Raw genomic sequence first — 22,323 nt, 5'->3', positions numbered from 1 at the left:
AAAATATACAAAGGCCGTACCCACCACCTTTTGGTGACGGGGCACGGCCCTGTTAAGTATCATCATGTATTGCTCTATGTAATTACTCTACAATTCTTCTGACTGCAATATATGGTCTGTAGAGAGCATTGCTGGAATACTTGATTCCACCCTGCGGATACGGTGCAGAGTTGGATGCATGTACGATTCCACCGTCTCCGGTAAGGATTCCAACGTGTCCGGAATATACAATGATATCACCTGCGCGGGATTCAGAATAAGAAATCCCACGGCCTGCACCCGCCTGGTCATCCGTTACACGCGGAAGGCTGTAGCCAAAGTGTGCAAATACAGACTGTACAAATCCGGAACAGTCAGCACCGTTTGTCAGGCTTGTTCCGCCCCAAACATATGGATTACCGATAAACTGACTTGCATAATCTACAACTGCCTGTCCTGTTGCACTGTAACCGCTGTCGCTGCCCTGGTCTTCTTCCGGCTCGTCATAATCCGGTGTCTCAGGTTCATTATAATCCGGTGTTTCCGGTACTTCTGCCGGAGGTGTCACATTATTATTGTCTTCCGGTTCCTCTGTATCATTATTATCATCAGAGACATCATTATCTGTATTATCGTTGGTATTCTCATTGGAATTACCGTTATCAGTGCTTACATCCGCGCTGTTCTGGCTGTTGTCCTCTTCCTCAGCATCTTCCTGTGCCTGCTGCTGTGCGGCTTCCTGAGCTGCTTTCTCCTGAGCCTTTCTGGCTTCCTCGGCTTTTTTCGCTTCCTCTGCCTGACGGGCTTTCTCTTCCTGGATCTTCTGCAGTTCTGCATTCTGCTGTTCGATCAGGCTTCTGTATTCATCTGCCTGTGCACGCACATTTGCAATCTGTGTTTCATAATCGGATGCTGTGGCTTTCTTTTCATCAAGAGCGCTCTGCAGACTTGCCTGCTGCTGTTCCTGAGCCTGTTTCATCTCTTCCAGTTCAGCTTTCTCCTGAGCCAGCTGATTGCCAAGGTCTGTTACTTCCTGAACAGTTTCCTTCATCTTCTTCAGCTCATCTCTGTCATAATCATACATCTTCTCTGTGTACTCTGCTTTGCTGAGAAGTCCGGTAATACTGTCAGATTCCAAGAGCATCTGTGCCCATGCATTAGTTCCGCCGTTCTCATACAGATACTGGATCCTTTTCTTCATATCCTCATACTGTTTGTCACGGTTCGCCTCTGCAACAGCCAAATCATCTTTTGTCTTGTCGATCGCACTCTCTTTATCTGTGATCTCACCATTCAGAATATCTATCTGTGCCATAACCTGTACAAGGTTCTGGTCAATGGAGTCAATTTCGTTCAATAACGCTGTTTTCTGGTCTTCCAACTCAGATTCTTTGCTCTCTGCTGCTGATAATTTACTTTGTGTCTCTGCCTTCTCAGCCTGCACATCATCTTCCCTTGCAGCTGCTACCGGCACAACCTGGGTCATGGCCATTGTAAAAATAAGACTGAGAATAAGAAATCTTTTTTTCATTATTATGTACCTCACTAATCATGTCTGAATCTGTAACTACTTGTAACATTTTTGAAATATTTCTTATCTGTCACCCATAATACCACATAATTATTACAGATGCAAGAGTTAAATTTCCAAATCATTAATTATTTGTTACAAAATGGCACTTTTTCGTAATAATTAGCGAGACACACTTTTAATAATTATGCTTCAACCACCAGGGAATTACCGTCTTCCTTGTCCTGAGGCAGTACCTTTTTAGGCGTGGATACCACTTCCTGATTGTAACAGCAGAAAATATCTTCCACTTTGTTTTTTTCCATTTTAGGAGTGACCAGACTCACCACAGGCACAACAACAAACCCAACTACCATGGCGAAAGCGCCTGCATTAATAGGGGATGCAATGTAATGTAAGAACAGGTTGGAAACCGTTATACCGATTCCGGTTATGAAGCAGACCCATACGGACAGTTTGGTTGTTCTTTTCCAATACAAGCCGAATAAAAACGGGGCCAGGAACGCTCCTGCCAATGCCCCCCATGAGATTCCCATAAGCTGTGCTATAAATGTAGGCGGATCCAGGGCCAGCACCACCGAAATGGCTATAAACACTACAATCAGTCCGCGCATGACCCGAAGCTGGTTTTTCTCACTCATATCCTTTGCCACGGTTCCCTTCAGGAAATCCAGTGTCAGCGTGGAACTGGATGTCAGTACCAGGGAAGAGAGGGTGGACATGGACGCGGAGAGCACCAGTACGATCACAACACCGATCAATATATCCGGCAGTGTAGACAGCATGTAAGGAACAATACCATCATATATGACTGTACCATCCGCTTTATATAAGGATGGATTGTCAAAAAGACGGCCAAAACCTCCCAGGAAATAACAACCTCCGGAGATTACAATAGCAAAAACTGTAGAAACCACCGTCCCTGTCTGGATCGCTTTCTCATCCTTGATCGCGTAAAATTTCTGAACCATCTGCGGAAGTCCCCAGGTCCCCAGGGAAGTCAGGATAACTACACCCAGAAGGTTTATAGGGTCCGGTCCAAAGAAGGAGGTAAAAGCACCTGACTGCCCTGCAGTAACCGGTACGTCGCTTGGAATATCGGCAAGCTGTCTCACAGCCTCTGTAAATCCTCCCTGCCCGCTTAATACGGCCCCGATAACAGCCGCAATCCCAAACAGCATGATGATCCCCTGTATAAAATCATTGATAGCTGTGGCCATATAACCGCCCAGGATCACATATGCTCCTGTAAGAGCTGCCATAACCACTACGCACACAGCATACGGTACATCAAAGGCCAGCTCAAACAATCTGGACAGCCCGTTATAGATAGATGCTGTGTAGGGAACCAGGAAAATAAATACAATGGCTGACGCAGCGATCCGAAGTGCATTGCTGTCAAACCGCTTGCCAAAGAAATCCGGCATGGTAGCTGCATGCAGATGCTTTGTCATAACACGTGTCCTTCTTCCAAGAACCACCCATGCCAAAAGGCTTCCGATTATGGCATTCCCAATCCCGATCCATGTACCTGCCAGTCCGTATTTCCATCCAAACTGTCCTGCATATCCTACAAACACGACTGCGGAAAAATAAGAGGTTCCATATGCAAACGCGGTAAGCCAGGGACCTACACTTCTCCCTCCCAGCACAAACCCAGCCACATTTGTAGCATGTTTTCGGGAATACAGGCCAATACCCACCATAGAGCCGAAAAACAGCAGCAAAAACAGTATCTTAATCTCCATTTTTTTATTCTCCTTTTATAAGTTTTCGCTTATGCTTTAAACCGCAACGGTTTAAACCATTAAAGCAATAATTGCAAAGAAAAAGAGGCGCCGCTTTCCGCTCAGAAAAGCGGACGCTTCTTATCTTCTTGTAGATTTTCTGAATAGTTAACTATCCGGTTTCTATTTTTTCAGATCATTCAGTTCTTCTTCCGAGAACATCTTCATACCTGCATCTTTTAATGTCTGATATGTACGTGCCTGGTCAGAAGTCTTCACCACCATGGCACCGCCCTCTTTGCCGGTAACCAGTGCATACATATATTCCAGATTCAGCCCTTTTGCACTTAATGTATCCATGATCCGGCTCAGTGCGCCCACTTCCTGCTGCAGTTCCACTACAAGCACCGGTGTCAGCACTGCTGTGTACCCTTTTTCCAGAAGTACCTGTTTCGCCTTGGCGGAATCAGAGACGATCATCCTAGCGATCCCATAGTCCGTGGTATCGGAAAGTCCCAGGGAAATAATATTGATCTGATTTTCCTTGAGCGCGTCAGCGATCCCTTTCAGTTTACCCGGACGGTTCTCCAGAAATATGGACAATTGTTCAATAAACATTTACGCTACCTATCCTTTCTCTGTCTTCTGTATCTGTAAAAACAGGGAATTTTCTGCTATTTTAATTCATATCCTGTCAGGAACGCTTTTTTATTTATCTCCACAGTCTTAGGCGGAACGGTCTTTTCAATCACATTGAGCCACTCTTCCCTGGAGTAATCCATATGCTGTGCAGCAACCCCCAGTACAATAACATTAAATACCTTTGTATTGCCCAGTTCCCTTGCCACCTTCATAGCATCCACTGCATAGACCTTGTGCGTCTGGCGAAGTGTATCCAGAATTCCATCCGGGTATTCCGCTACTCCGGTCACAACTGTGATAGGATCAATCCTCTGGTCATTTACAATGATCACACCGTCTTTTTTAAGAAACTGACGGTAACGCAGAGCTTCCAGGCGTTCAAAGGCAATGAGCACATCTGCCTGGCCTTCCTCCACGATAGGCTCCTGTACTTTTTCTCCGTAACGGACAAAAGTAACTACACTGCCGCCTCTCTGTGCCATTCCATGCACCTCGGAAAGCTTTACATCGTATCCGCCTTCCACGGCGAGTCCTCCTAAAATACGGCTGGTGAGAAGTGTTCCCTGACCGCCGACTCCCACTATCATAATATTTCTTGTTGCCATTACACTTCTACCTCCTCTATTGCATCAGCGGGACAGAGCTGTTTGCAAAGTCCGCAGCCATTGCACATGGTATCATCAATGGAAATCGTTCCATCTTCATTCTTTGTGAGGGCCGGACATCCCGGTCTCAAACAAAGTCCGCATTTTTTACATTTCTCCGAAACCGGTCTGCACTTTGTTTTAAACACATTAGTTTTTAAAAGTACACAAGGTGCCTGAGCGATGATCACAGAGACAGCATCTCTTGCCACTTCCTCCTTGATGGTCTTTTCCAGTGTCTTAATATCAAATGCATTCACCACATTGACATGCTCAATACCAATCGCCTTGCAGAGTTTGTAGATATCTATGGCAGGCACCACCTGGCCTTTCAGGGTCTTACCTGTTGCGGCATGGTCCTGATGACCGGTCATACCTGTTGTGGAGTTATCCAAAATGATGACCGTTCCTGTAGCCTGGTTGTAAACCATGTTCATAAGGGAATTCACACCTGTATGCATAAATGTGGAATCACCGATAACAGCCACCCAGTCTTTGACATATTCTTTTCCTCTGGCCTTCTCCATTCCGTGCAGGGAACTGATAGATGCTCCCATACAGATTGTGGTATCCACAACACTCAGCGGAGCAACCGCTCCCAGAGTATAACATCCAATATCGCCTGCTGCGTGTATCTTCATCTTTTTCAGAACGGAATACACGCTTCTGTGAGGACATCCCGGACAGAGGATCGGTGGACGGGCCGGTACCTGTGCCGGTGCTGCTGCCTCGATTTCCTCCCCTAATACTTTTCTGCGTATCATGTTGGCACTGTATTCTCCCTGCAGGGTAAATACATCTTTTCCTGAACATGCAATGCCCCAGGATTTGATCTGCTCCTCAAATACAGGCTCCAATTCCTCAAATATGTAAAGCTTATCAACCTTAGACGCAAACTCCTCTATGAGCTTTCTCGGCAGCGGATGTACCATACCTAATTTCAGTACACTTGCGTTTGGCATGGCTTCCTTCACATAATTATAGGGAATCCCGCTGGTAATAAAGCCAATAGAGGTGTCATGATACTCTGCCTTGTTGATCTCCAGGCTGTTGGCATCCTCAGCCAGCTTTTTCATTCTCTCTTCCACTACCGGGTGACGCTTGATGGCATTGCCCGGCATCATTACATATTTCTGGAACTTACGCTCATAAGGAGTATCTTCTCTCTCCACTCTGTCTTCCAGCTCTACAATTCCCTGGGAATGTGCCAAACGTGTGGTCGTTCTCACAAATACAGGGGTATCATATTTTTCGCTGAGGTCATAGGCTGTCTTAACAAAATCCTTAGCCTCCTGAGAATCTGACGGCTCCAGTACCGGAACCTGCGCAGCCCTTGCCACCGCTCTGGTATCCTGCTCATTCTGAGAACTGTACATTCCGGGGTCATCTGCCACTACCAGGACCAAACCTCCGGTCACACCGGTGTAGGCTGCTGTATAGAGCGGGTCTGCTGCCACATTCAGCCCTACATGCTTCATAGATGCCATGGCCCGCACACCGCTGATGGACGCACCGATTGCCACCTCTGTTGCCACTTTCTCATTTGGGGCCCACTCTGCATAAATTTCCTCATATTTTACTATGTTCTCACTGATCTCTGTACTGGGTGTTCCGGGATATGCTGCGGAAACCTTTACCCCTGCTTCCCAGGCACCTCTTGCAATGGCTTCATTGCCAAGCATGATTTTCTTTTCGCCCACGTTTCCTACCTTCTTTCTGTTATTGTGTTTCTGCACAGCTATTCAGCAAGTCTGCATGGATTCCTGCAGGTAACTGTGAAGTACTGAACAGTTGTGTTTCTACTATATATAAAGACTATTGTAAAACTAATTCTTTCTTAAATCAATCACTCGTTTTGCTTTCCCTTCAAAACGCTGGATGGAATTTGGAGATACCAGGGAAACCTTCACGTCCAGTCCCAGAACCACTCGGATCTTAGATTTGATCTTCTTTTCCAGTTCCTGCAGGGCTGCATAGGAATCCATCATATAATCAGAAAGGACTTCCACACGGATTTCCAGGGTGTCACTGTGATTCTTTCTGTCCACCACGATCTCATAATGGGGTCCGCACTCCTCAATATTAAGAAGCACCTCCTCTATCTGGCTTGGGAACACATTTACACCTCTGATCTTCAGCATATCATCGGTTCTTCCCAACAGGTTCTCCATTCTCACCGTGGTTCTGCCGCACTTACAGGGTTCGTACATAAGCCTTGTGATGTCTTTGGTGCGGTAGCGGATCAGGGGCAGCGCCTCCTTGGAAATACAGGTGATGACCAGCTCACCCTTCTCTCCCGGCGGAAGGACCTCACCGGTCCTGGGGTCAATAATTTCAGGTATAAAATGGTCTTCATTGACATGCATACCGTTCAGCTCCAGGCATTCCCCGGAGACTCCCGGTCCCATCAGTTCACTCATGCCATAATTCTGCGTGATATTCATATGATCGCCCCAGGCTTTGTACATCTCCTGGCGCATGGCTTCTGTCATCAGTTCGCTTCCCACCAGCGCGGTCCTCATATCCAGATCACGCTGCGGATGAATGCCCATCTGCTCCGCAACCTCCGCGATACGCAGCGCGTAGGAGGGTGTAGCGATCAGCAGTGTAGTTCCAAAATCCTTCATAAACATAAGCTGCTTCTCTGTATTCCCGGTAGAGGAAGGAACAATGGCAGCCCCCAGTCTTTCCAGACCATAGTGAAGTCCCAGCGCTCCTGTAAACATACCGTATCCGAAACAAATCTGCGCGATCTCGTCAGGCTGCGCCCCGCCCATACATGCAATACGGCAAACACATTCTGACCAGATATCCAAATCTTTTCTGGTGTAACCTACAACTGTTGGCTTACCTGTTGTTCCGCTGGATGCGTGGATACGAATCAAATCTTTCTTCGGTACTGCGAACAGCCCAAACGGATAATTGTCCCTCATGTCTTGCTTTGTGGTAAACGGCAGGTTATGTAAATCTTCCAGACCCCTGATATTCTCCGGCTTGATGCCTGCCTCATCCATCTTTTTCCGGTAAGGCTCCACTGTATTATAGACACGCTCCACCGTCTCTCTGAGGCGCGCGGTCTGAATCTCTTTGATCTCCTCCCGGGATAGTGTCTCTTCTTTTGCCCAAATCATAACTTTCTTCCCTTCATTTCTCAGCCCTCATCCGTGTCAGGGAAACCTGCTGCCTCCCCGCAGAGCTGTCTGTGCTTCCTATCTTATCATATTTATCACGTCAAAGCAATGAAGCAACCTGATTTTCTTAGGAATATTTCGTTATTTTTTGCGTATTTTCTTTGCTCCGCTCCCATTTTATGTTAAAATGTGAAAAACGAGAATGTGTTGATCGCAAATTTCAAATCAATAGTATAAAAGAAACGGAGATAAGCATGAAGAAAAAATTAAATGAATTGATCTACGCAATTTCCCGCTATACTGAAATTGCTCTGTCGGCAATTATGCTGATGGTCATAATCGTCCTGATCATACCCATGATCTACAACTTCATCAGCATCCCCCTGCTCAGTATAAAGGCCAGTCAGTTCAATGAATTTCTGGGCAATATCCTGACTCTGATCATTGGAGTGGAGTTTGTAAAGATGCTTGCAAAACATACCGCGGAAAATCTGCTTGAGGTACTTATGTTTGCCATTGCCAGACAGATGATCGTGGAGCATCTTGATATGATTGATACCCTGATCGGAATCATATCCATAGCAATCATCTTCGCTGTCCGTAAATATCTGCTGCTCAAATCCGCGGATAACAAGGAAAAAATATACGATAAACTGTAGAACCCCAGCCGCATAGCTCCTGTGCTATGCGGCTGCTCTCATACCTGTCATTCCATCGGTACAAGCACCTCCCAATATCCTTTATGACTGCTCCCCACATGGCGGAGACCTCCCTTGTCTTTCCACTTCTTCATATAATATTTTACCCTGTCTACATTCCACCGCAGTTCTCTTGCCAGCTCCCTCTGAGAAATAAATGGATTATCCTTAACTGCCTGCAATATCTGCCTATCATAATCGGACATAGGTGCCGTGGGGATTTGGGTGGTATCTCCTCCATTTTGGGTAGTATTCGGCGTAGTTTGGGTAGGGCCGCATACTGATTGGGTAGTATTTCCAACTGTTTGGGTAGTATTATTGACAGCAGGCCAGGCGGTTATCCCTTTCGGATTCTGTTTTTCTGTTCCGTATACGGGAAGCCTTTCCATTATAAAAGAATGATTTGTAAAATCTGCTGATTCCCGATACAGATTCACACGGAAATCCATTCCCGATTCCAAAAATTCAGGTTCTCCTACCCCGAACTCCCTGCATGCTTTCAGCATTTTGGGTACGCCGCTTCCCCACTGTTCAATAATCTTCATATAGGTAAAGGCATTGGCGATCGCTCTGTTTCTCGGCCGGGAATATCCCTCTCTCATCTGCGCAAGTGTCAGCCCTCCGAACAGCATACCCGGAGATGTTACCTCCAGACGGTCATCATATATGGCAACCTGCACACATCCGGGGTTCAGATAACTCCTGTGTGTCACCGCGTTAGCAATAATCTCACGAATACAGATAATTGGCAGTTCATAGTCATCTACTCTGTACAGCCCAGAATACTTTGCCCCATAACGTATGTTGCGCAGAACAAAGTTGTATGCTTCATCGATCTGATCATAAATAGGTCCCGTGTACTCCCGCCGCTCCAGAAACTCACCTCTCGTTGTCCCTCTGAACACAGCGCACTGTATCTTTGCCTGTAGAAAATCATTGTCTGTCAGCAGCACAAAAGCATTGGTAGGCAGTATTCTCCCTTCCTTTTCGGTCAATATTCCCCAGGACAGCAGATTACTTTTTGTCACTGTCTTTACTGCCGCTCTCTCATTCTCCGTACCGCACATCTTCAGCGCGTATTGTCTCATAGAACTGCACAATGCCTCTATCTGTGTATCTCCCACCAAACGGGGGGCTGCATAAGTCTGGTCAAAACACCGGTTCATCCCCTCGAACTCCAGCTCCCGCAGCAGATAACTGTCCGCAGGCCGCGAAGTCCCTGAAATCCTCACATATGTCCCTGCTTCTTTTCCCAATGATGTTATATAATATGGCCTCTGCCCACCCGGATAAATCTGCACCACGATCAGTGTCTTATCTTCTATGGTCTGCAGGGTAATATCAGGAATGATCATGGGCGTACAACTGTCACAAATAGCATTGGTGAGACTGTCCATGGCCTGAAAGACGGTTTCCCGGGGCACGCCTAAAATTTGGTGCGTCCCGTCCTCAATCCCAAAAATCAGCCTGCCTCCCGCTGTGTTGGCAAAGGCAACAACTGTCTTCATATATCGCTCACTTCTGGTGGGAACCTCCTGTTTAAATTCCATATTTTTTGATTCACCGGAGTAAATTTCTTCTATTGTCATATTCCACCCTCCCGTATCGTTAGGAACAGGCAACTGTTCCATACCCTGCATCCACAGACTAAAATTTATGGGGAACCGCCTTTAGCCTTGAAAATTTAACTGCCGCGCTGCCTTTTTTCACAAGGAAACTGTCTTATAATCGGCCTGGTAAACGCAGGGATTTGCTGAATCGTTACATAAACACTATCAAATTTACTGCTGTTTTACAAGATACGGACAGCAATTTTAAGACAGCCGTTTTTTCGATAGGAATTATCCTGTTACTGTTCACTCCGTGTCCAGTAACACGCTTCGCGATGCACAGATATGGAGCATTCTGCCCCATATCGCGCAGGCTGCCTGGGGATTTTCATGCTTCCGGCATGAAAACGCCTCCCGGTACAGTGGCCTGTGAACAGTAACCTTATCCTGTCATAAACATAGTTTATCACACTTTGCAAATTCCCTCAATGCAAATCGAACATACATTCTATTTTCGTGATATGATACAAAATCTGCCGGTTACAAACCATCCAAATTTGTCTCTATTTGCCATTGATCAATAAAATTTTTTGAAGCCGGCAGTATTCCATCCGGTATTGTTTCTGACCGGATGGAGCACTAGTGCCGGCGTAAATGCCTCGAATATAGAGTGCCTGATATCTGCAAGCGCGTCTGCAAATCTACGGCGTAGCGGGCTCATGCCAAAAACAGCCGGCACGGATTATATTCTCAATCCGCACCGGCCGTCAGGTAAGCCAGACTTATATTAAGCTGTTTCAACTTACACCGCAATAAACGGTATCACATACGCCACAACAGCAATGACAACAGCACACGTCACCACAGTTCTCCAGATCTTAAATTCTTTATCCATCTTCTGTCTCTCCTGAGGTGTGGGGATCTCTTCCTCCATGATCAGGCGGTCCACTTCCCTCGTCTCATCACTCTGGTAACGTTTCCTGCAGACAGCATATATGATCAGCCCCAGCGCACACCAGATAACACCTGTCACCAGTGCCTCCCTGTCAAGCTGTGTCATCATGACAAGGTAGATGATCACACTGACCGGCGCTCCGATCATGATACCCGGAGCCTTAAAAGGCCGTTTTAGATCAGGGTGTTTCTTGCGAAGCCCGAAAGAGGCCGCAATACCGATCACATAGTAAAACAAATCCGCAAAAAGACTCACGGACGCTATGTAGATCATAGAATTGGACGCGATCAAAAAGGCAGAAAGCAGACCAAGTACAATGATGGAGATATAAGGCGTCTTATATTTAGGATGAACCTTTGCAAATACCTTCGGCATAGCTCCGTCACGTGCCATGGTAAAAAGATACCTGGGCGGCACGGCAATACTGGCATTCAAGGTTGAGAAGTCACCGCCAAAAGCAATTCCCGCTGCCAGAAGGATCAATGGAAATCCAAGGATGCCCGCTGTTTTCATAGCCTCCGCAAAAGGTGCGCTGGCTGTGGACAAGGTGGCTATCTGCTCTGTGGGCACGATTCCCACCAGGAACCACTGGAATGCCGCATTCACCGCAAACACAATAAACGGTGCGAGAAACAGGGCGCGGGGGATGTTGATCTGCGGATATTTGATTTCCTCACCCATGGCGCAACAGGTCTCAAACCCTGCAAAACACCACCATATCATACTGACGGATGCGATAAAACCAAGCGGAGTGGACTGGGCAATAAAATCAGGGAGTTTAACAAAATTGGGCATATTCACGTTGGGGATCATGGTCAAAAACCAGATGACCGCTACACCCCAGAAAAAGAACATAAATCCGTTCTGGAGCCTTCCGGTCATCTCCACACCCCGGACGTTTGTGATAATGAACGCTATTACCACGACTGTGGCAACCACACGGTCGCTCACAGGCAGTTCAATACCCAGTGCAGAGAAAAAAGTTTTGAAGTAAAAACTAAAGGCCAGTGCCTCCCCGCTGGTAACCGCTACCAGGGAAATTATAAAATTCCACCCGGCAAGCATTCCCATGGGTTTTCCTATACCCAGGGATGCGTACTGATATGTGCCGCCTGCGTAGGGGAGCGCAGCTCCCATCTCCGCATACAGCAGCGCCGGATAAATACTGATAAGCATAGCAACAAAAGTAGCCAGGATGACAGCCGGTCCCAGGCCGCCCACCACATTGGCACCTGTGGTGAACAGACCTACACCAACCACGGTCCCCACTGTGATCGTGACCGCTTCCTTCATCCCGAAGGTTCTTTTCAATGTATTTGTATTCTGATTACTCACGATGATCTCTCCCTCTTCCTTCTGTCAATTTAGTCCTGCTTTCCCTCTGAAAATCGGATATCGGCAGCCTGTTTGTGGCCTTTCAGTCCCTCGCCTTCAGCCAGTCTGGAAACCAGAGGCGCAATATTTCTCATAGCCTCAGGTGTCATGCTCTGCTGCGTACAGGTTTTCAAAAAGGTTCCCACCCATACGCCCCCCGTATAACGGGCCGCTTTCAGCGTGGGCAGCGTATGGTTGGTGCCGGATGCATAGTCCCCGAACACCTCTGCCGTATTCTCCCCTATAAACAGGGAGCCATAATTGCAAAGTCCGGGAATCAAGGCATCAGGGTTTTTCACATTCAGCTCCAAATGTTCCGGCGCATACTCATTTACTATATTCACTGCCTCCTCGAGGTCAGACACTACAACCACCTCACCGTATGTCTCCCATGATTTTTTCGCAATATCTGCGGTCTCCAGCACTTCCAGTTCCTTTTCCACTGCATCCATCACTGCCTTGCCGAATGCCTCGTCTGTAGTGACTACCATGCCCTTTGCATTGACATCATGTTCAGACTGTGCCAGCAGGTCCGCTGCCACGATCCCCGGTGTGCCGCTGCCGTCGGCAATTACCAGCACCTCGCTTGGACCGGCTACAAAGTCAATCCCCACCTGGCCGTAACACTGTCTCTTGGCCTCTGTCACAAAGCGGTTGCCAGGCCCTACGATCATATCCACCGGCGCGATCTCCTCTGTCCCGTAGGAAAATGCGGCGATAGCCTGTGCCCCGCCCACCGCGTAAATTTCATCCACACCTGCAATGTCCATGGCCGCCAGTGTCTTGGGGTTGATCTTTCCCGTTCCCTTCATTACCGGGGAACACGCTGTCACACGCTCCACCCCTGCGGTCCTGGCTGGAATGATCAGCATCAGGGCTGTGGAATACAGAGGGTAATTTCCTCCCGGCACGTAACAACAGCAGGATTTTACGGGAATGATCCTGTGACCCAGAAAAATCCCCGGCATGGGGCTGAAGTTTTCGAGAGGCTTCACAGTCTCCCTCTGTGCCTGGGCAAATGCCTGTATGTTGGATGCCGCTGCCTTTAGATCCGCAACCTCCTGGGGCGAAAGCTGCATATAAGCCTCCCTGATCTCCTCCTTTGAAACACGCAGGGAAGTTCTTTCACATTGGTCAAATTTTCTGCTGTACTCCCTGAGCGCATCATCTCCGTTTGCCCTAACATTGTCTATGATCTCCTGCACTATACCGGACAGTTCTTTTCTGTCCTCCTCTGTTCTCTCTTGCGCTTTTTTTAATATTTTCATGATCCATACCTCACTTTTATATGAATTCCATACGTTTTCTTTATCGTGATACCATAATAAATCATAGAGTCCGCTTTAGGTCAATAACCCGTTTTTCTAAAAACCGCCGAAAATCTTGAGTATACTCCAGATTTATGCTAGTATAAGTCAAAGTAAGTCAAACGTGTATACAAACATGCCCACTTGGCTCGTTGCCCGCGGAAATAACTCCGTGCTTTGCCGGGCAAAACACGTATATGGATTTTGCAGGAGGTGCAGGGTTGTGCGCATAGGAAAAGTATCAGAAAAATATCACATTTCTGTAGATAATATCTACTATTATATCAATTACGGTCTCTTGGTTCCGCCCAAACCCAGAGGGCAGTATGTGTTTGATGAACAGACCGTCAGGGACCTGGAATGGATCCTGGGCTTAAAAGAGCTGGATTTTTCTCTGCGGGAGATCCACGTTATCCTGTCCCTGAAACGCATCTCAGGATTAGCAGACCCCCAGGATATGGAAGAACTGAAAGAAATCTTCAAGGGAAAACGCGACTTCTGCAGGAAAGAAATCGGGCGCAAACAGCAGATATTGGAACATTTGGACTCACATATCAAAGCAATGGAAGCCCGTGAAAACGTTCCGCAGCACAGTACCGGTGTCCCTCTTTCGGCCCTGCCGCTTTTGCGCTGCCCTGTCTGCGGCGGCCCCCTCTCTCTGTCTGAGGTGGAAATGGACCAGCGCTTTATTTACAAAGGGAACTTATCCTGCGCCTGCGGTTACAGCGCTCATATCTCCTCAGGCATCCTCATGACGCCAAACAAAAATGAAAACCTGCAGGACACTCCGGATATCACCAGGGAACTTTACAAGGACCTTCCCCCTGCCCTGATCAGCACCTTCCAGCGCTCCTATAACTGGATGCTCAAACAGATCCAAGAGTCTGGCCTGCACAAAAAAGTAGTTGCGGAAACATATGTCAACGCCTGGTTTTTTATGCACAACCACCTGGAATATCTGCCCACAGACAGCCTGTACATAGTCATTGACAAATATCCGGAAACACTCCTCATGTACAAACATCTGATCGAACGCCAGAAACCGGAACTGGACATCCTGTATCTGGCAGACTCCAGCACCCGTTTTCCGCTGAAAGAAAACTGCATAGATGTACATCTTGACTTCTTTGCAGCAAACGAACATAATTTTTATCATGACACATTTTTATATGAAAGGATCGCTCCCTATCTGACTGCACAGGCGGAATTAGTGGGCACCTATTTCTACTTTGAAAATGCCCCCAAATCCATGCGGCTCCTCCTAAGCCAGTACCCGGAGTGCAGCAGCAGCAACTTTCATCTGAGCTATTTCCTCTCCTCCCTGGAAAAAGCAGGATTCTGCCTGGTGGACTCCGAAGACAGCGGAGCTGTGACGGATTCGGGGAACAACTTGGGATTTGGGTTTCATGTGAAAGGTGAGAAGATGCATCTGATGCCTTACCATGCCAGAAAATAGAATACACATGTGCACGACTTACACCCATCAGAGCGCGCCCACGGCGTGCAAACTAAAAAAGAGGATGCCGCACGCTTGAACATCAAGGGTGCGCATCCATTCTTCCTGGGATAATTTCATACCTGTCCGATATTTCTTAATCTGCGTATGCAGCTCCAATGTTTCCGCCTCCTCGTTATTATTTGTTCTCTCGACCTGTATCCAGTATAGGATCTTCAGGCCGTTATTTCTATCAAAGCCCTTTTACATGGCCGTAAATACGTGTGTCAAAAGTGTTTTACATGGCATGATCTGCACGATGTCCACACTTTTGCTGTATAAATAACAGATACTATTATACATCACCTCTCTCCTGTTTGGAAACAATCTCCGGCAGAGCATAAAATCCCATGCCATTCGTAAATCCCTGTACAGAAACAGAAAAAAGCAGCCCCGAATGATATGATACCTCATTTCAAGGGAAACTGAAAAAACAGAACATGGAACAGGCCATGTCAAGATCAGGGCATAAGAACGTCCTCAGGACAAGTATCCGTGTAAGCCGCCTCCGGAGGTACGGATTGAAACAATGACCTGTGATAAACCCACAGAATATCCTATAGCTGAAAATAAACAAATTAAGAAATATAAAGAAAAGTGGTATGCATAGAAAATGACCACACTTAAATCTGTGTGGCCATTTATTAGTACCTGATTTTAGATATTTTACTTGTCTGCTAGACAAAGCATACCATTATTTAAAGAATTTTTCAGCAGCCCGGATCAGATAGCAGGTATCTTTCACCCCTGCCGTCTCGAAAGGAGAGTGCATAGCAAGCTGCGGAAGGCCGATATCGACAGCGTTTAACGCCACTTTTGTATTGGAAATGTTTCCAAGGGTGGAACCTCCCAGCATATCCGAACGGTTTGTAAATGTCTGGAACGGCACGCCCGCCTCCCTGCATAGATCTTTGAAGACTGCAGCGGAAACACCGTCAGTACAGTATTTCTGGTTTGCGCTGTGTTTGATCACGATTCCCTCGTTCATATAAGGGCGGTTCACCGGGTCTGCCGCTTCCTTGTGGTTTGGATGGACTGCATGGGCATTGTCCGCGGAGAGCATAAAGCTCTTTGCAAGCCCTCTCAGATACTCCTCATAAGACAGTCCCAGACACTCATTTACACGCACCAGTGTATCGTAAAGGAATGTGGAAGCCGCGCCCTGCTTGGTTCCGCTTCCCACTTCCTCATTGTCCAGCACACAGTGCACTGCCACATACTCTTTCTTATCTCCCTTTAAAAATCCCTGAAGAGAGGAGAAAGCACACTGCAGATCATCCAGACGTGAGGAGGATACAAATTCCTCATTAGCCCCCCAGATACTTCCCTTTACACGATTATACAGGAAAATATCATGTCCTAAAATGTCTTCCTCCTTCACACCTGCGTTCTCTGCAATCGTCCTCATAAAGGTATCTTTAGAGGAAAAATCACCGTACAGGGGAAGCATATCCACCTGCGCATTATATTTGTACCCGTCATTGACTTCCCGGTTCATATGGATTGCCAGATTAGGGATCATCAGAAGGTCCCTGTCCACATCCACAAGCTTTGTGACAAAAGCGTCTCCCTCTTTTACGATCACTCTTCCTGCTACGGAAAGGGGACGGTCAAACCAGGGAGCGCAGAGCATCCCGCCGTAACGCTCCACATTCAGCTTCACATACTTATGGTCCACTTCCATCTCCGGATTTTCCTTGATCTTGAAAGTAGGGGAATCGCTGTGGCTGGCCATGATCCGGTATCCCGTAAATCCGGTCTCCGGAATGGTAAATGCCACAATGGAGGAGTCATTTCTGGTGACAAAATATCTGCCCCCCTTAGTAATCTCCCACTTGTCTTCCTCTTTCAGCTCTGCAAAACCATCTGCCGAAAGGATTTCCTTCATATTTTTAATGGCGTGAAAGCAGCTTGGGCTTTTCTCAATAAAGGCCAGAAGCTGTTCTGCTGTTTCTCTGTACATAAAATCTTCCTCCTTGAATTCTGTCCGCTCATGGGACTTCCTATTTTCTATTGTACCTGTCCGGCCCGGTTCTGCCAACAGGAATTTGAATAACAAACGCCCGGCTGCCGTTTGGCAGCCAGACGCTCTTTCTGCAGTGGTATGTGTTGCCGCACACCCCTGCCGTTATTTATGCCTGCCCCTTTGCTTTGGAACGTTTTGCGATCTGCGGCATAATGAATCCCAGTCCGATCAGTACGAAGGGAGTCACAATGTTCAGCACAAACTGGAAAGTATCCTCAGAATAGATACCCAGAATACACGCAAATGCGGTGAACAGGAAACACCATGCGCCCAAAATAACGCCTAAAGTCCTGTTCTTCACAAAACGGTACTGCGCCGGGAATCTCTCCCCTGCCTTCTTCAGGGCAATGTACGCCACAAACACCCAGAGGTAACGCAGAGGCATACAAACCGAGTTCACCTTTACCAGCCAGCGTACCAGGGTATCCACGCTTCCGATACCGATCGCTGGAACAATGATCAGAATGGACACAATGATCATGACCAGCTTGTGGCCGTTTGTATAAGTGCCGTGTTTATTCTGTTTGAACATGGACGCAGGGATGAAATTGTCATCCGCATTGTCAAGCAGCATACGGAGGGGCGCGTCGATGGAGATGATCATAACCGTAAACTGTCCGATCAGGTTACAGATCGCATATACCACCACGAAGAAGTTGCCCAGTCCGTAATACTCTCCCAGGGTCTGGAAGGCATAGTAGGCACCATTTGTCATAAGGTCTTCCGGAATGTTGTTGGAGTCAAACATCATACCCATGGCAACGGTTCCCAGCATAGCGCAGACGGCAACCATGATAGCCAGGGCGATCATGCCCTTTGAGAAATCCTTCGCAGGATTCTTTGTCTTATTTACATACGGAGATATCTTTTCACATCCGCCCACGGCAAACACCAGAATGGACAGGTTCAGTAAAAACTTCGCATCAAAAGACGGCATGAAGGTCTTCACAGACCAATCTATATCCAGTACATTTGCATGAGTGATAGCCGGAGCTGCCAGCATCATGACCACAAACAGCAGGGACATGATAAACATGGTGGAACCCGCCAGTGTGGATAGCTTTTTCAGCACATTGATCCCCTTGGATGCCACCCAGACGGCAAACAGGAATAATACCAGACATAAAACCTGCAGCACTCTTGTGTTCATGGAGCTGATCCGGTTGTCCCTGAAGATCGCCCAGCTTGCTGCAATAAAGGAAGCACTTGGCTTCTGGGAAATATAAGGCATGTGGACGATCCAGTATGTCCATCCGGCCATGTAGGCCATTCTCGGGCTTATAGTCTCCAGGATCCAGGAGCTGACACCGCCGCCCGCATCCTTGAAGGCACTGCCCAGCTCGCCTACCATCAGTGCATATGGCACAAAATATATGGCAAATATGATCACCCAGGATATGATTGCCTTTAATCCGCCGTACTCTGAGAATCCGTTGATCACATTTCCGAATCCCCAAACAGTGGAAAATGCCATAAACGCAAGGCTGTACCACAAGATTTTCTTTTCACTTTCTTGTTGTTTCATTTTTTACCTCTCCTTGATTTTTTCTCCCGGTTTTTATCAGTCTCACCGGGAATCGCCAGCCTGTTCAAGGTACCAAAATAACTGTCTAAATATCGTCAAAATTCGCCTTTTTTGCAATTATCAGAATTAATTCCTGCAATTCCCATGGCTACTTTTTCCGGTGTGATGGGCATCTCAGAAACCCTCACCCCTGTGGCGTTGCAGACTGCCGCCGCGATGGCCGGACAGGGGGTGTCGATCACGATCTCACCGATGGATTTGGCGCCGAAAGGATGGCTTCCTTCAAAGCTGCTCTCAAAATCCACACGGATCTTTCCCACATCGAGACGTGTAGGGATCTTGTACTGCATCAGGGAATTGTTCAGCATCTGTCCACGCTGGCTGTACTGGATATCCTCAAAAAGAGCCATGCCGATCCCCTGGGCAATACCGCCCTCTGTCTGCACCCTGGCAAGGTTGGGGTTGATGGGTGTCCCGCAGTCCACGACTGCCACATAATCGATCATTTCCACGGCTCCGGTCTCCCGGTCCACTTCCACTTCTGCCATGCCTACCATAAATGGGGGCGGTGAGATGGGGGAGGAGGCATTTTCCGTTACCTGAAGAGAATTATTGTTACCGAAAGTCCCACGGATACCGATCTCTTCCAGGCTGACCGCTGCACTTCCGTCTTTTCTGCTCACTTTGCTGCCGTCAAATTCCGTGTCCTCCCTGGATGTCTCCAGCATTTCAGCGCCCAGGGTCCAGATACGCTCCCTGAGATTTTCACACGCCTTCACCACTGCTTTTCCCGCAAGATATGTGGTAGCCGATGCGTAGGAACCGGAATCATATGGGGATATATCGGTATCCACCCCAAACACTACAATATTGTCAAACTCTGTTCCAAGGGTATCAGCTGCCATCTGGGAGAGCACGGTATCACAGCCGGTTCCCATATCCGTAGCGCCCAGACTCAAGGTGTAGGATCCGTCCTCATTCAGCTTCACAGAGGCACCTCCCACATCCACACACGCGATGGAAGAACCCTGCATAGCCATGGCAACGCCCACGCCGCGGACTTTACCGTTCTGCATCACCCTGCAAGGATATTTTTCATCCCATCCAAGCATCTCTTTGGCTCTTTCCATACAGCGGTCCAGGGCACAGCTTGTCACCTCTGTGCCGCCGTCATAACCAATAAATCTGCCGCCCTCTTTTGTCATATTTTTCTCACGCAGCACAACCGGGTCCATATGCAGCTTTTCCGCCAGCTCGTTCACCGCTGACTCCACCGCAAAAATACCCTGGGTGGCTCCGTATCCTCTGTAAGCTCCGGCTGACATCTGGTTCGTATAGACCACATCGTACACAAAACGGTATGCCTCGGTGTTCCGGTAAAGGGCAATGGATTTGTGCCCGGACAGTCTCACCGTAGTAGGGCCGTGTTCACCGAACGCACCTGTATTTGACAGCGTGTACACATCAATAGCCCGGATGGTGCCTTCCTTATCCGCACCGATACGGACCTTTAATTCCATCTCATGGCGGGGTGAAGAACAGATTTGGGACTCATAGCGTGAAAAGATCATCTTTGCCGGCTTCCCTGTCTTCACGGTCACCATCGCAGGATAGACCTCCGCCACTACTGTCTGCTTTGCACCAAAGCCGCCGCCAATACGTGGTTTAATGACACGGACTTTGGACGCTCCGATCCCCAGTGCGCGTCCCAGGATCCTTCTCACATGAAAGGGCACCTGGGTGGAGGACACAATATTCAGCCTTCCGAAATGGTCCATATAAGTATAGCTGCGGAAGGTCTCCATCATTGCCTGCTGGTTGGCCTTTGTGTGATATGTCCGCTCCACCACACAGTCGCAGTCTGCCAGGATCTGCTCCACATCCCCGGTGCCCTCCTCCGCGTGGGCGCATAGATTCCGTTTATTGTCCGCCCCCACAGGAAAACGTGACTCCCAGTTGTCCTCCGGATGGATACAGACTGCATTGTCCTTTGCTTCATGAAAATCCAGGACAGGCTCCAGCACTTTGTATTTCACCTTGATCATTTTCAGCGCACGGTCCACGGCTTTTTCCGTCTCCCCCGCAACAATGGCAGCGGCGTCTCCCACAAAGCGCATTCTCTGGTCCAGAATCAGCCTGTCATAAGGGCTGAATTCCGGGTAAGTCTGCCCAGCCATGGTAAACCTCTCCCCAGGCACATCCTCATATGTGAGAACACAGGCAATCCCCGGAACTTTCATGGCATTGTCAGTCTTAATTTCCTCTATCCACGCATGGGCATGGGGGCTTCGCAGCACCTTCACTATGAGACAGTCCTTCGGTGCCAAATCATCCGTGTACACCGGCTGACCGGTAACAAGAGCCATGGCATCTTTTTTTCTCACCGGTTTGTTTACATAACTCATCTGTCACTGCCTCCTTCCCTCTGTTCCTTCTTATATTTTAAAAATGCCAGGATACTTCTTGTCTGCCCCATAAACCCGGAACAGCGGCAGAGGTTGCCGGACAGGTACTCCCCAATCTCCTCTTCTGTGGGGTCCTGGATCTCCTCCAGCATAGCAAAGACATTCATAAGAAAGCCCGGATTGCAGAATCCGCACTGCTCTGCCCCCTGGTCTGCCAAAAAGGAACCGAACTCCTCCGCTTCTTTCTGCATTCCCTCAAGGGTCACGATCTCACGTCCGTCTGCACGCACCGCCAGCATGCTGCAGGACAGTACCGGCTTTTTATCCATCCATACCGTGCACAGACCACAGTTGGCTGTCTCGCATCCCCGCTTCACACTGTAACAGCCCTTCTCCCGCAGAAGGTCCAGAAGCAGCAGATCCGGAGCAGCCTCTGTCTGTACTTTTTTTCCGTTTAGAGTAAATTTAATTTCCATTTCCCATACCTCCTGCTGCCAGCAGCGCCCTTTTTGCCAGAACGCGGACCAGATGAGTCCTGTATTCCTTTGAAGCCCGCATATTGCTTCCTGTGGTTATACTTTTGGCTGCCTTCTCTGCCAGCAGCTCTGCCTGTCTGTTCCACTCCTTTTGACTCATATTTTCATTGTTCACAGGGGTTTCTGCTGCCTCTTTCATAAGGACCGCCCTGCCCGGTCTTGCCCCGATGGAAAGCCGCATACCCTCCTCGTCAAGACATACCGCACAGGCCAGAACAGGGAAATCTGTGCTGGCATTCCTCTGGCTCAAATACACGGATCTCTGTGCGTGTTTCTTAACAATGATATTCACCAGGATATCCCTGTCCGCCTTCCTCTTTGAAAACTCTTCCATGGAGATCCTGCCGCCTCCAAACAGCTCCACATAAGAATCCAGCGCCAAAAACATAGTAAGCACATCCGAAAACCCAAATCTTCCATAAATGCTGCCGCCCACAGTAGCACAATTTCTGAACTGCACCCCCACAATGTGCCGCAGGCTCTCCCGCACTGCTCCGTCCGTATAAGTGTTTATCCCGGCATGTGTCTCCAGAGTCCGCAGGGAGGCCATACAGCCGATCACAAACTCATCCTCTGTCTCTTTCACTGTGTCCAGTCCAAGTCCCGACAGATCAATGGCAGTCCCCACACTTCGGTTCATCATCTTCATCCAGACCATTCCCCCAAGCACGCGGGATGATTTCTTCTGGTTCAGCTCATAGGCTTCTTCCAGACTGTTCACCTTCACATACTCTTTAATCTTAAGCATAATCCATTCCTCTCCGTTTTTGGGCAGCCTGCATGGATTCATATGAATCG

At 48.1% G+C, this 22,323-nt stretch carries 17 protein-coding genes; 2 read left to right on the top strand and 15 right to left on the bottom strand.

Annotated features, from left to right (window positions below):
- Positions 1 to 82: 82 nt before the first annotated feature.
- The 6 genes from C6P39_RS12845 to C6P39_RS12820 form a co-directional block, all read right to left on the bottom strand.
- Positions 83 to 1,510: a C40 family peptidase gene (locus C6P39_RS12845; protein WP_095175931.1), complete on the bottom strand. Its 1,428-nt coding sequence runs from the start codon at positions 1,508 to 1,510 to the stop codon at positions 83 to 85.
- Positions 1,511 to 1,695: 185 nt separating this feature from the next.
- Positions 1,696 to 3,258: a sodium:solute symporter family protein gene (locus C6P39_RS12840; RefSeq protein ID WP_095175932.1), complete on the bottom strand. Its 1,563-nt coding sequence runs from the start codon at positions 3,256 to 3,258 to the stop codon at positions 1,696 to 1,698.
- Between the two features lie 162 nt (positions 3,259 to 3,420).
- Positions 3,421 to 3,855 carry an amino acid-binding protein gene (locus tag C6P39_RS12835; protein ID WP_104804028.1) on the bottom strand — a complete coding sequence of 145 codons (435 nt, stop codon included), beginning with the start codon at positions 3,853 to 3,855 and terminating at the stop codon, positions 3,421 to 3,423.
- A gap of 56 nt (positions 3,856 to 3,911) precedes the next feature.
- Entirely contained in the window at positions 3,912 to 4,484 is a 573-nt protein-coding gene (locus tag C6P39_RS12830; protein ID WP_095175933.1) for an indolepyruvate oxidoreductase subunit beta, read from the bottom strand.
- Positions 4,484 to 6,223, bottom strand: coding sequence for an indolepyruvate ferredoxin oxidoreductase subunit alpha (gene iorA / locus C6P39_RS12825; RefSeq protein ID WP_104805922.1), 1,740 nt, complete (start codon positions 6,221 to 6,223; stop codon positions 4,484 to 4,486). Before iorA ends, C6P39_RS12830 begins: the two co-directional genes overlap by 1 nt.
- 126 nt (positions 6,224 to 6,349) lie before the next feature.
- Positions 6,350 to 7,654, bottom strand: a complete 1,305-nt coding sequence (locus C6P39_RS12820; RefSeq protein WP_104804027.1) for a phenylacetate--CoA ligase family protein — start codon at positions 7,652 to 7,654, stop codon at positions 6,350 to 6,352.
- A gap of 254 nt (positions 7,655 to 7,908) precedes the next feature.
- On the opposite strand from C6P39_RS12820, the gene C6P39_RS12815 reads away from it, so the two are divergent.
- Positions 7,909 to 8,313 (top strand): phosphate-starvation-inducible PsiE family protein, encoded by a 405-nt coding sequence (locus C6P39_RS12815; protein WP_095175936.1) that lies wholly within the window; start codon positions 7,909 to 7,911, stop codon positions 8,311 to 8,313.
- 47 nt (positions 8,314 to 8,360) lie between these two features.
- Here C6P39_RS12815 and C6P39_RS12810 read toward each other — a convergent pair whose 3' ends face one another.
- The 3 genes from C6P39_RS12810 to hisD all read right to left on the bottom strand — a co-directional run bounded on the left by C6P39_RS12810 (position 8,361) and on the right by hisD (position 13,499).
- Entirely contained in the window at positions 8,361 to 9,941 is a 1,581-nt protein-coding gene (locus tag C6P39_RS12810) for an ATP-binding protein (RefSeq protein ID WP_104804026.1), read from the bottom strand.
- A 763-nt stretch (positions 9,942 to 10,704) separates the two neighbouring features.
- Positions 10,705 to 12,192 carry an APC family permease gene (locus C6P39_RS12805; RefSeq protein WP_104804025.1) on the bottom strand — a complete coding sequence of 496 codons (1,488 nt, stop codon included), beginning with the start codon at positions 12,190 to 12,192 and terminating at the stop codon, positions 10,705 to 10,707.
- A 29-nt stretch (positions 12,193 to 12,221) separates the two neighbouring features.
- Positions 12,222 to 13,499: a histidinol dehydrogenase gene (gene hisD / locus C6P39_RS12800; RefSeq protein WP_104804024.1), complete on the bottom strand. Its 1,278-nt coding sequence runs from the start codon at positions 13,497 to 13,499 to the stop codon at positions 12,222 to 12,224.
- A 262-nt stretch (positions 13,500 to 13,761) separates the two neighbouring features.
- Here hisD and C6P39_RS12795 point away from each other — a divergent pair, with 262 nt between their 5' ends.
- Positions 13,762 to 14,994 (top strand): MerR family transcriptional regulator, encoded by a 1,233-nt coding sequence (locus tag C6P39_RS12795; protein WP_158661557.1) that lies wholly within the window; start codon positions 13,762 to 13,764, stop codon positions 14,992 to 14,994.
- Between the two features lie 27 nt (positions 14,995 to 15,021).
- Here the strand turns inward: C6P39_RS12795 and C6P39_RS28180 are convergent, their stop codons facing one another.
- The 6 genes from C6P39_RS28180 to C6P39_RS12770 form a co-directional block, all read right to left on the bottom strand.
- A complete protein-coding gene (locus tag C6P39_RS28180; protein WP_278277971.1) occupies positions 15,022 to 15,153 on the bottom strand; it encodes a hypothetical protein in 132 nt (43 codons plus the stop codon).
- Positions 15,154 to 15,727: 574 nt separating this feature from the next.
- Positions 15,728 to 16,996: a M18 family aminopeptidase gene (locus C6P39_RS12790; protein ID WP_104804022.1), complete on the bottom strand. Its 1,269-nt coding sequence runs from the start codon at positions 16,994 to 16,996 to the stop codon at positions 15,728 to 15,730.
- A gap of 169 nt (positions 16,997 to 17,165) precedes the next feature.
- Positions 17,166 to 18,584 (bottom strand): APC family permease, encoded by a 1,419-nt coding sequence (locus C6P39_RS12785; protein ID WP_095175942.1) that lies wholly within the window; start codon positions 18,582 to 18,584, stop codon positions 17,166 to 17,168.
- A 95-nt stretch (positions 18,585 to 18,679) separates the two neighbouring features.
- Positions 18,680 to 20,989 carry a xanthine dehydrogenase family protein molybdopterin-binding subunit gene (locus C6P39_RS12780; protein ID WP_104804021.1) on the bottom strand — a complete coding sequence of 770 codons (2,310 nt, stop codon included), beginning with the start codon at positions 20,987 to 20,989 and terminating at the stop codon, positions 18,680 to 18,682.
- Positions 20,986 to 21,465 carry a (2Fe-2S)-binding protein gene (locus C6P39_RS12775; protein WP_095175944.1) on the bottom strand — a complete coding sequence of 160 codons (480 nt, stop codon included), beginning with the start codon at positions 21,463 to 21,465 and terminating at the stop codon, positions 20,986 to 20,988. The genes C6P39_RS12780 and C6P39_RS12775 overlap by 4 nt, the downstream gene beginning before the upstream one ends.
- Positions 21,455 to 22,273 carry an FAD binding domain-containing protein gene (locus tag C6P39_RS12770; protein ID WP_104805921.1) on the bottom strand — a complete coding sequence of 273 codons (819 nt, stop codon included), beginning with the start codon at positions 22,271 to 22,273 and terminating at the stop codon, positions 21,455 to 21,457. The genes C6P39_RS12775 and C6P39_RS12770 overlap by 11 nt, the downstream gene beginning before the upstream one ends.
- Positions 22,274 to 22,323 lie beyond the last annotated feature (50 nt).

The sequence above is a fragment of the Blautia marasmi genome, from assembly GCF_900258535.1.
Lineage (GTDB): Bacteria > Bacillota > Clostridia > Lachnospirales > Lachnospiraceae > Blautia > Blautia hominis.
This window is presented reverse-complemented; position numbering and strand designations above follow the sequence as displayed.

Excerpts from the sequence above, each read along its gene's own strand:
- C6P39_RS12845 (WP_095175931.1), bottom strand. The coding sequence starts at position 1,510 with ATGAAAAAAAGATTTCTTATTCTCAGTCTTATTTTTACAATGGCCATG.
- C6P39_RS12840 (WP_095175932.1), bottom strand. The coding sequence starts at position 3,258 with ATGGAGATTAAGATACTGTTTTTGCTGCTGTTTTTCGGCTCTATGGTG.
- C6P39_RS12835 (WP_104804028.1), bottom strand. The coding sequence starts at position 3,855 with ATGTTTATTGAACAATTGTCCATATTTCTGGAGAACCGTCCGGGTAAA.
- C6P39_RS12830 (WP_095175933.1), bottom strand. The coding sequence starts at position 4,484 with ATGGCAACAAGAAATATTATGATAGTGGGAGTCGGCGGTCAGGGAACA.
- C6P39_RS12820 (WP_104804027.1), bottom strand. The coding sequence starts at position 7,654 with ATGATTTGGGCAAAAGAAGAGACACTATCCCGGGAGGAGATCAAAGAG.
- C6P39_RS12815 (WP_095175936.1), top strand. The coding sequence starts at position 7,909 with ATGAAGAAAAAATTAAATGAATTGATCTACGCAATTTCCCGCTATACT.
- C6P39_RS12810 (WP_104804026.1), bottom strand. The coding sequence starts at position 9,941 with ATGACAATAGAAGAAATTTACTCCGGTGAATCAAAAAATATGGAATTT.
- hisD (WP_104804024.1), bottom strand. The coding sequence starts at position 13,499 with ATGAAAATATTAAAAAAAGCGCAAGAGAGAACAGAGGAGGACAGAAAA.
- C6P39_RS12790 (WP_104804022.1), bottom strand. The coding sequence starts at position 16,996 with ATGTACAGAGAAACAGCAGAACAGCTTCTGGCCTTTATTGAGAAAAGC.
- C6P39_RS12785 (WP_095175942.1), bottom strand. The coding sequence starts at position 18,584 with ATGAAACAACAAGAAAGTGAAAAGAAAATCTTGTGGTACAGCCTTGCG.
- C6P39_RS12780 (WP_104804021.1), bottom strand. The coding sequence starts at position 20,989 with ATGAGTTATGTAAACAAACCGGTGAGAAAAAAAGATGCCATGGCTCTT.
- C6P39_RS12775 (WP_095175944.1), bottom strand. The coding sequence starts at position 21,465 with ATGGAAATTAAATTTACTCTAAACGGAAAAAAAGTACAGACAGAGGCT.
- C6P39_RS12770 (WP_104805921.1), bottom strand. The coding sequence starts at position 22,273 with ATGCTTAAGATTAAAGAGTATGTGAAGGTGAACAGTCTGGAAGAAGCC.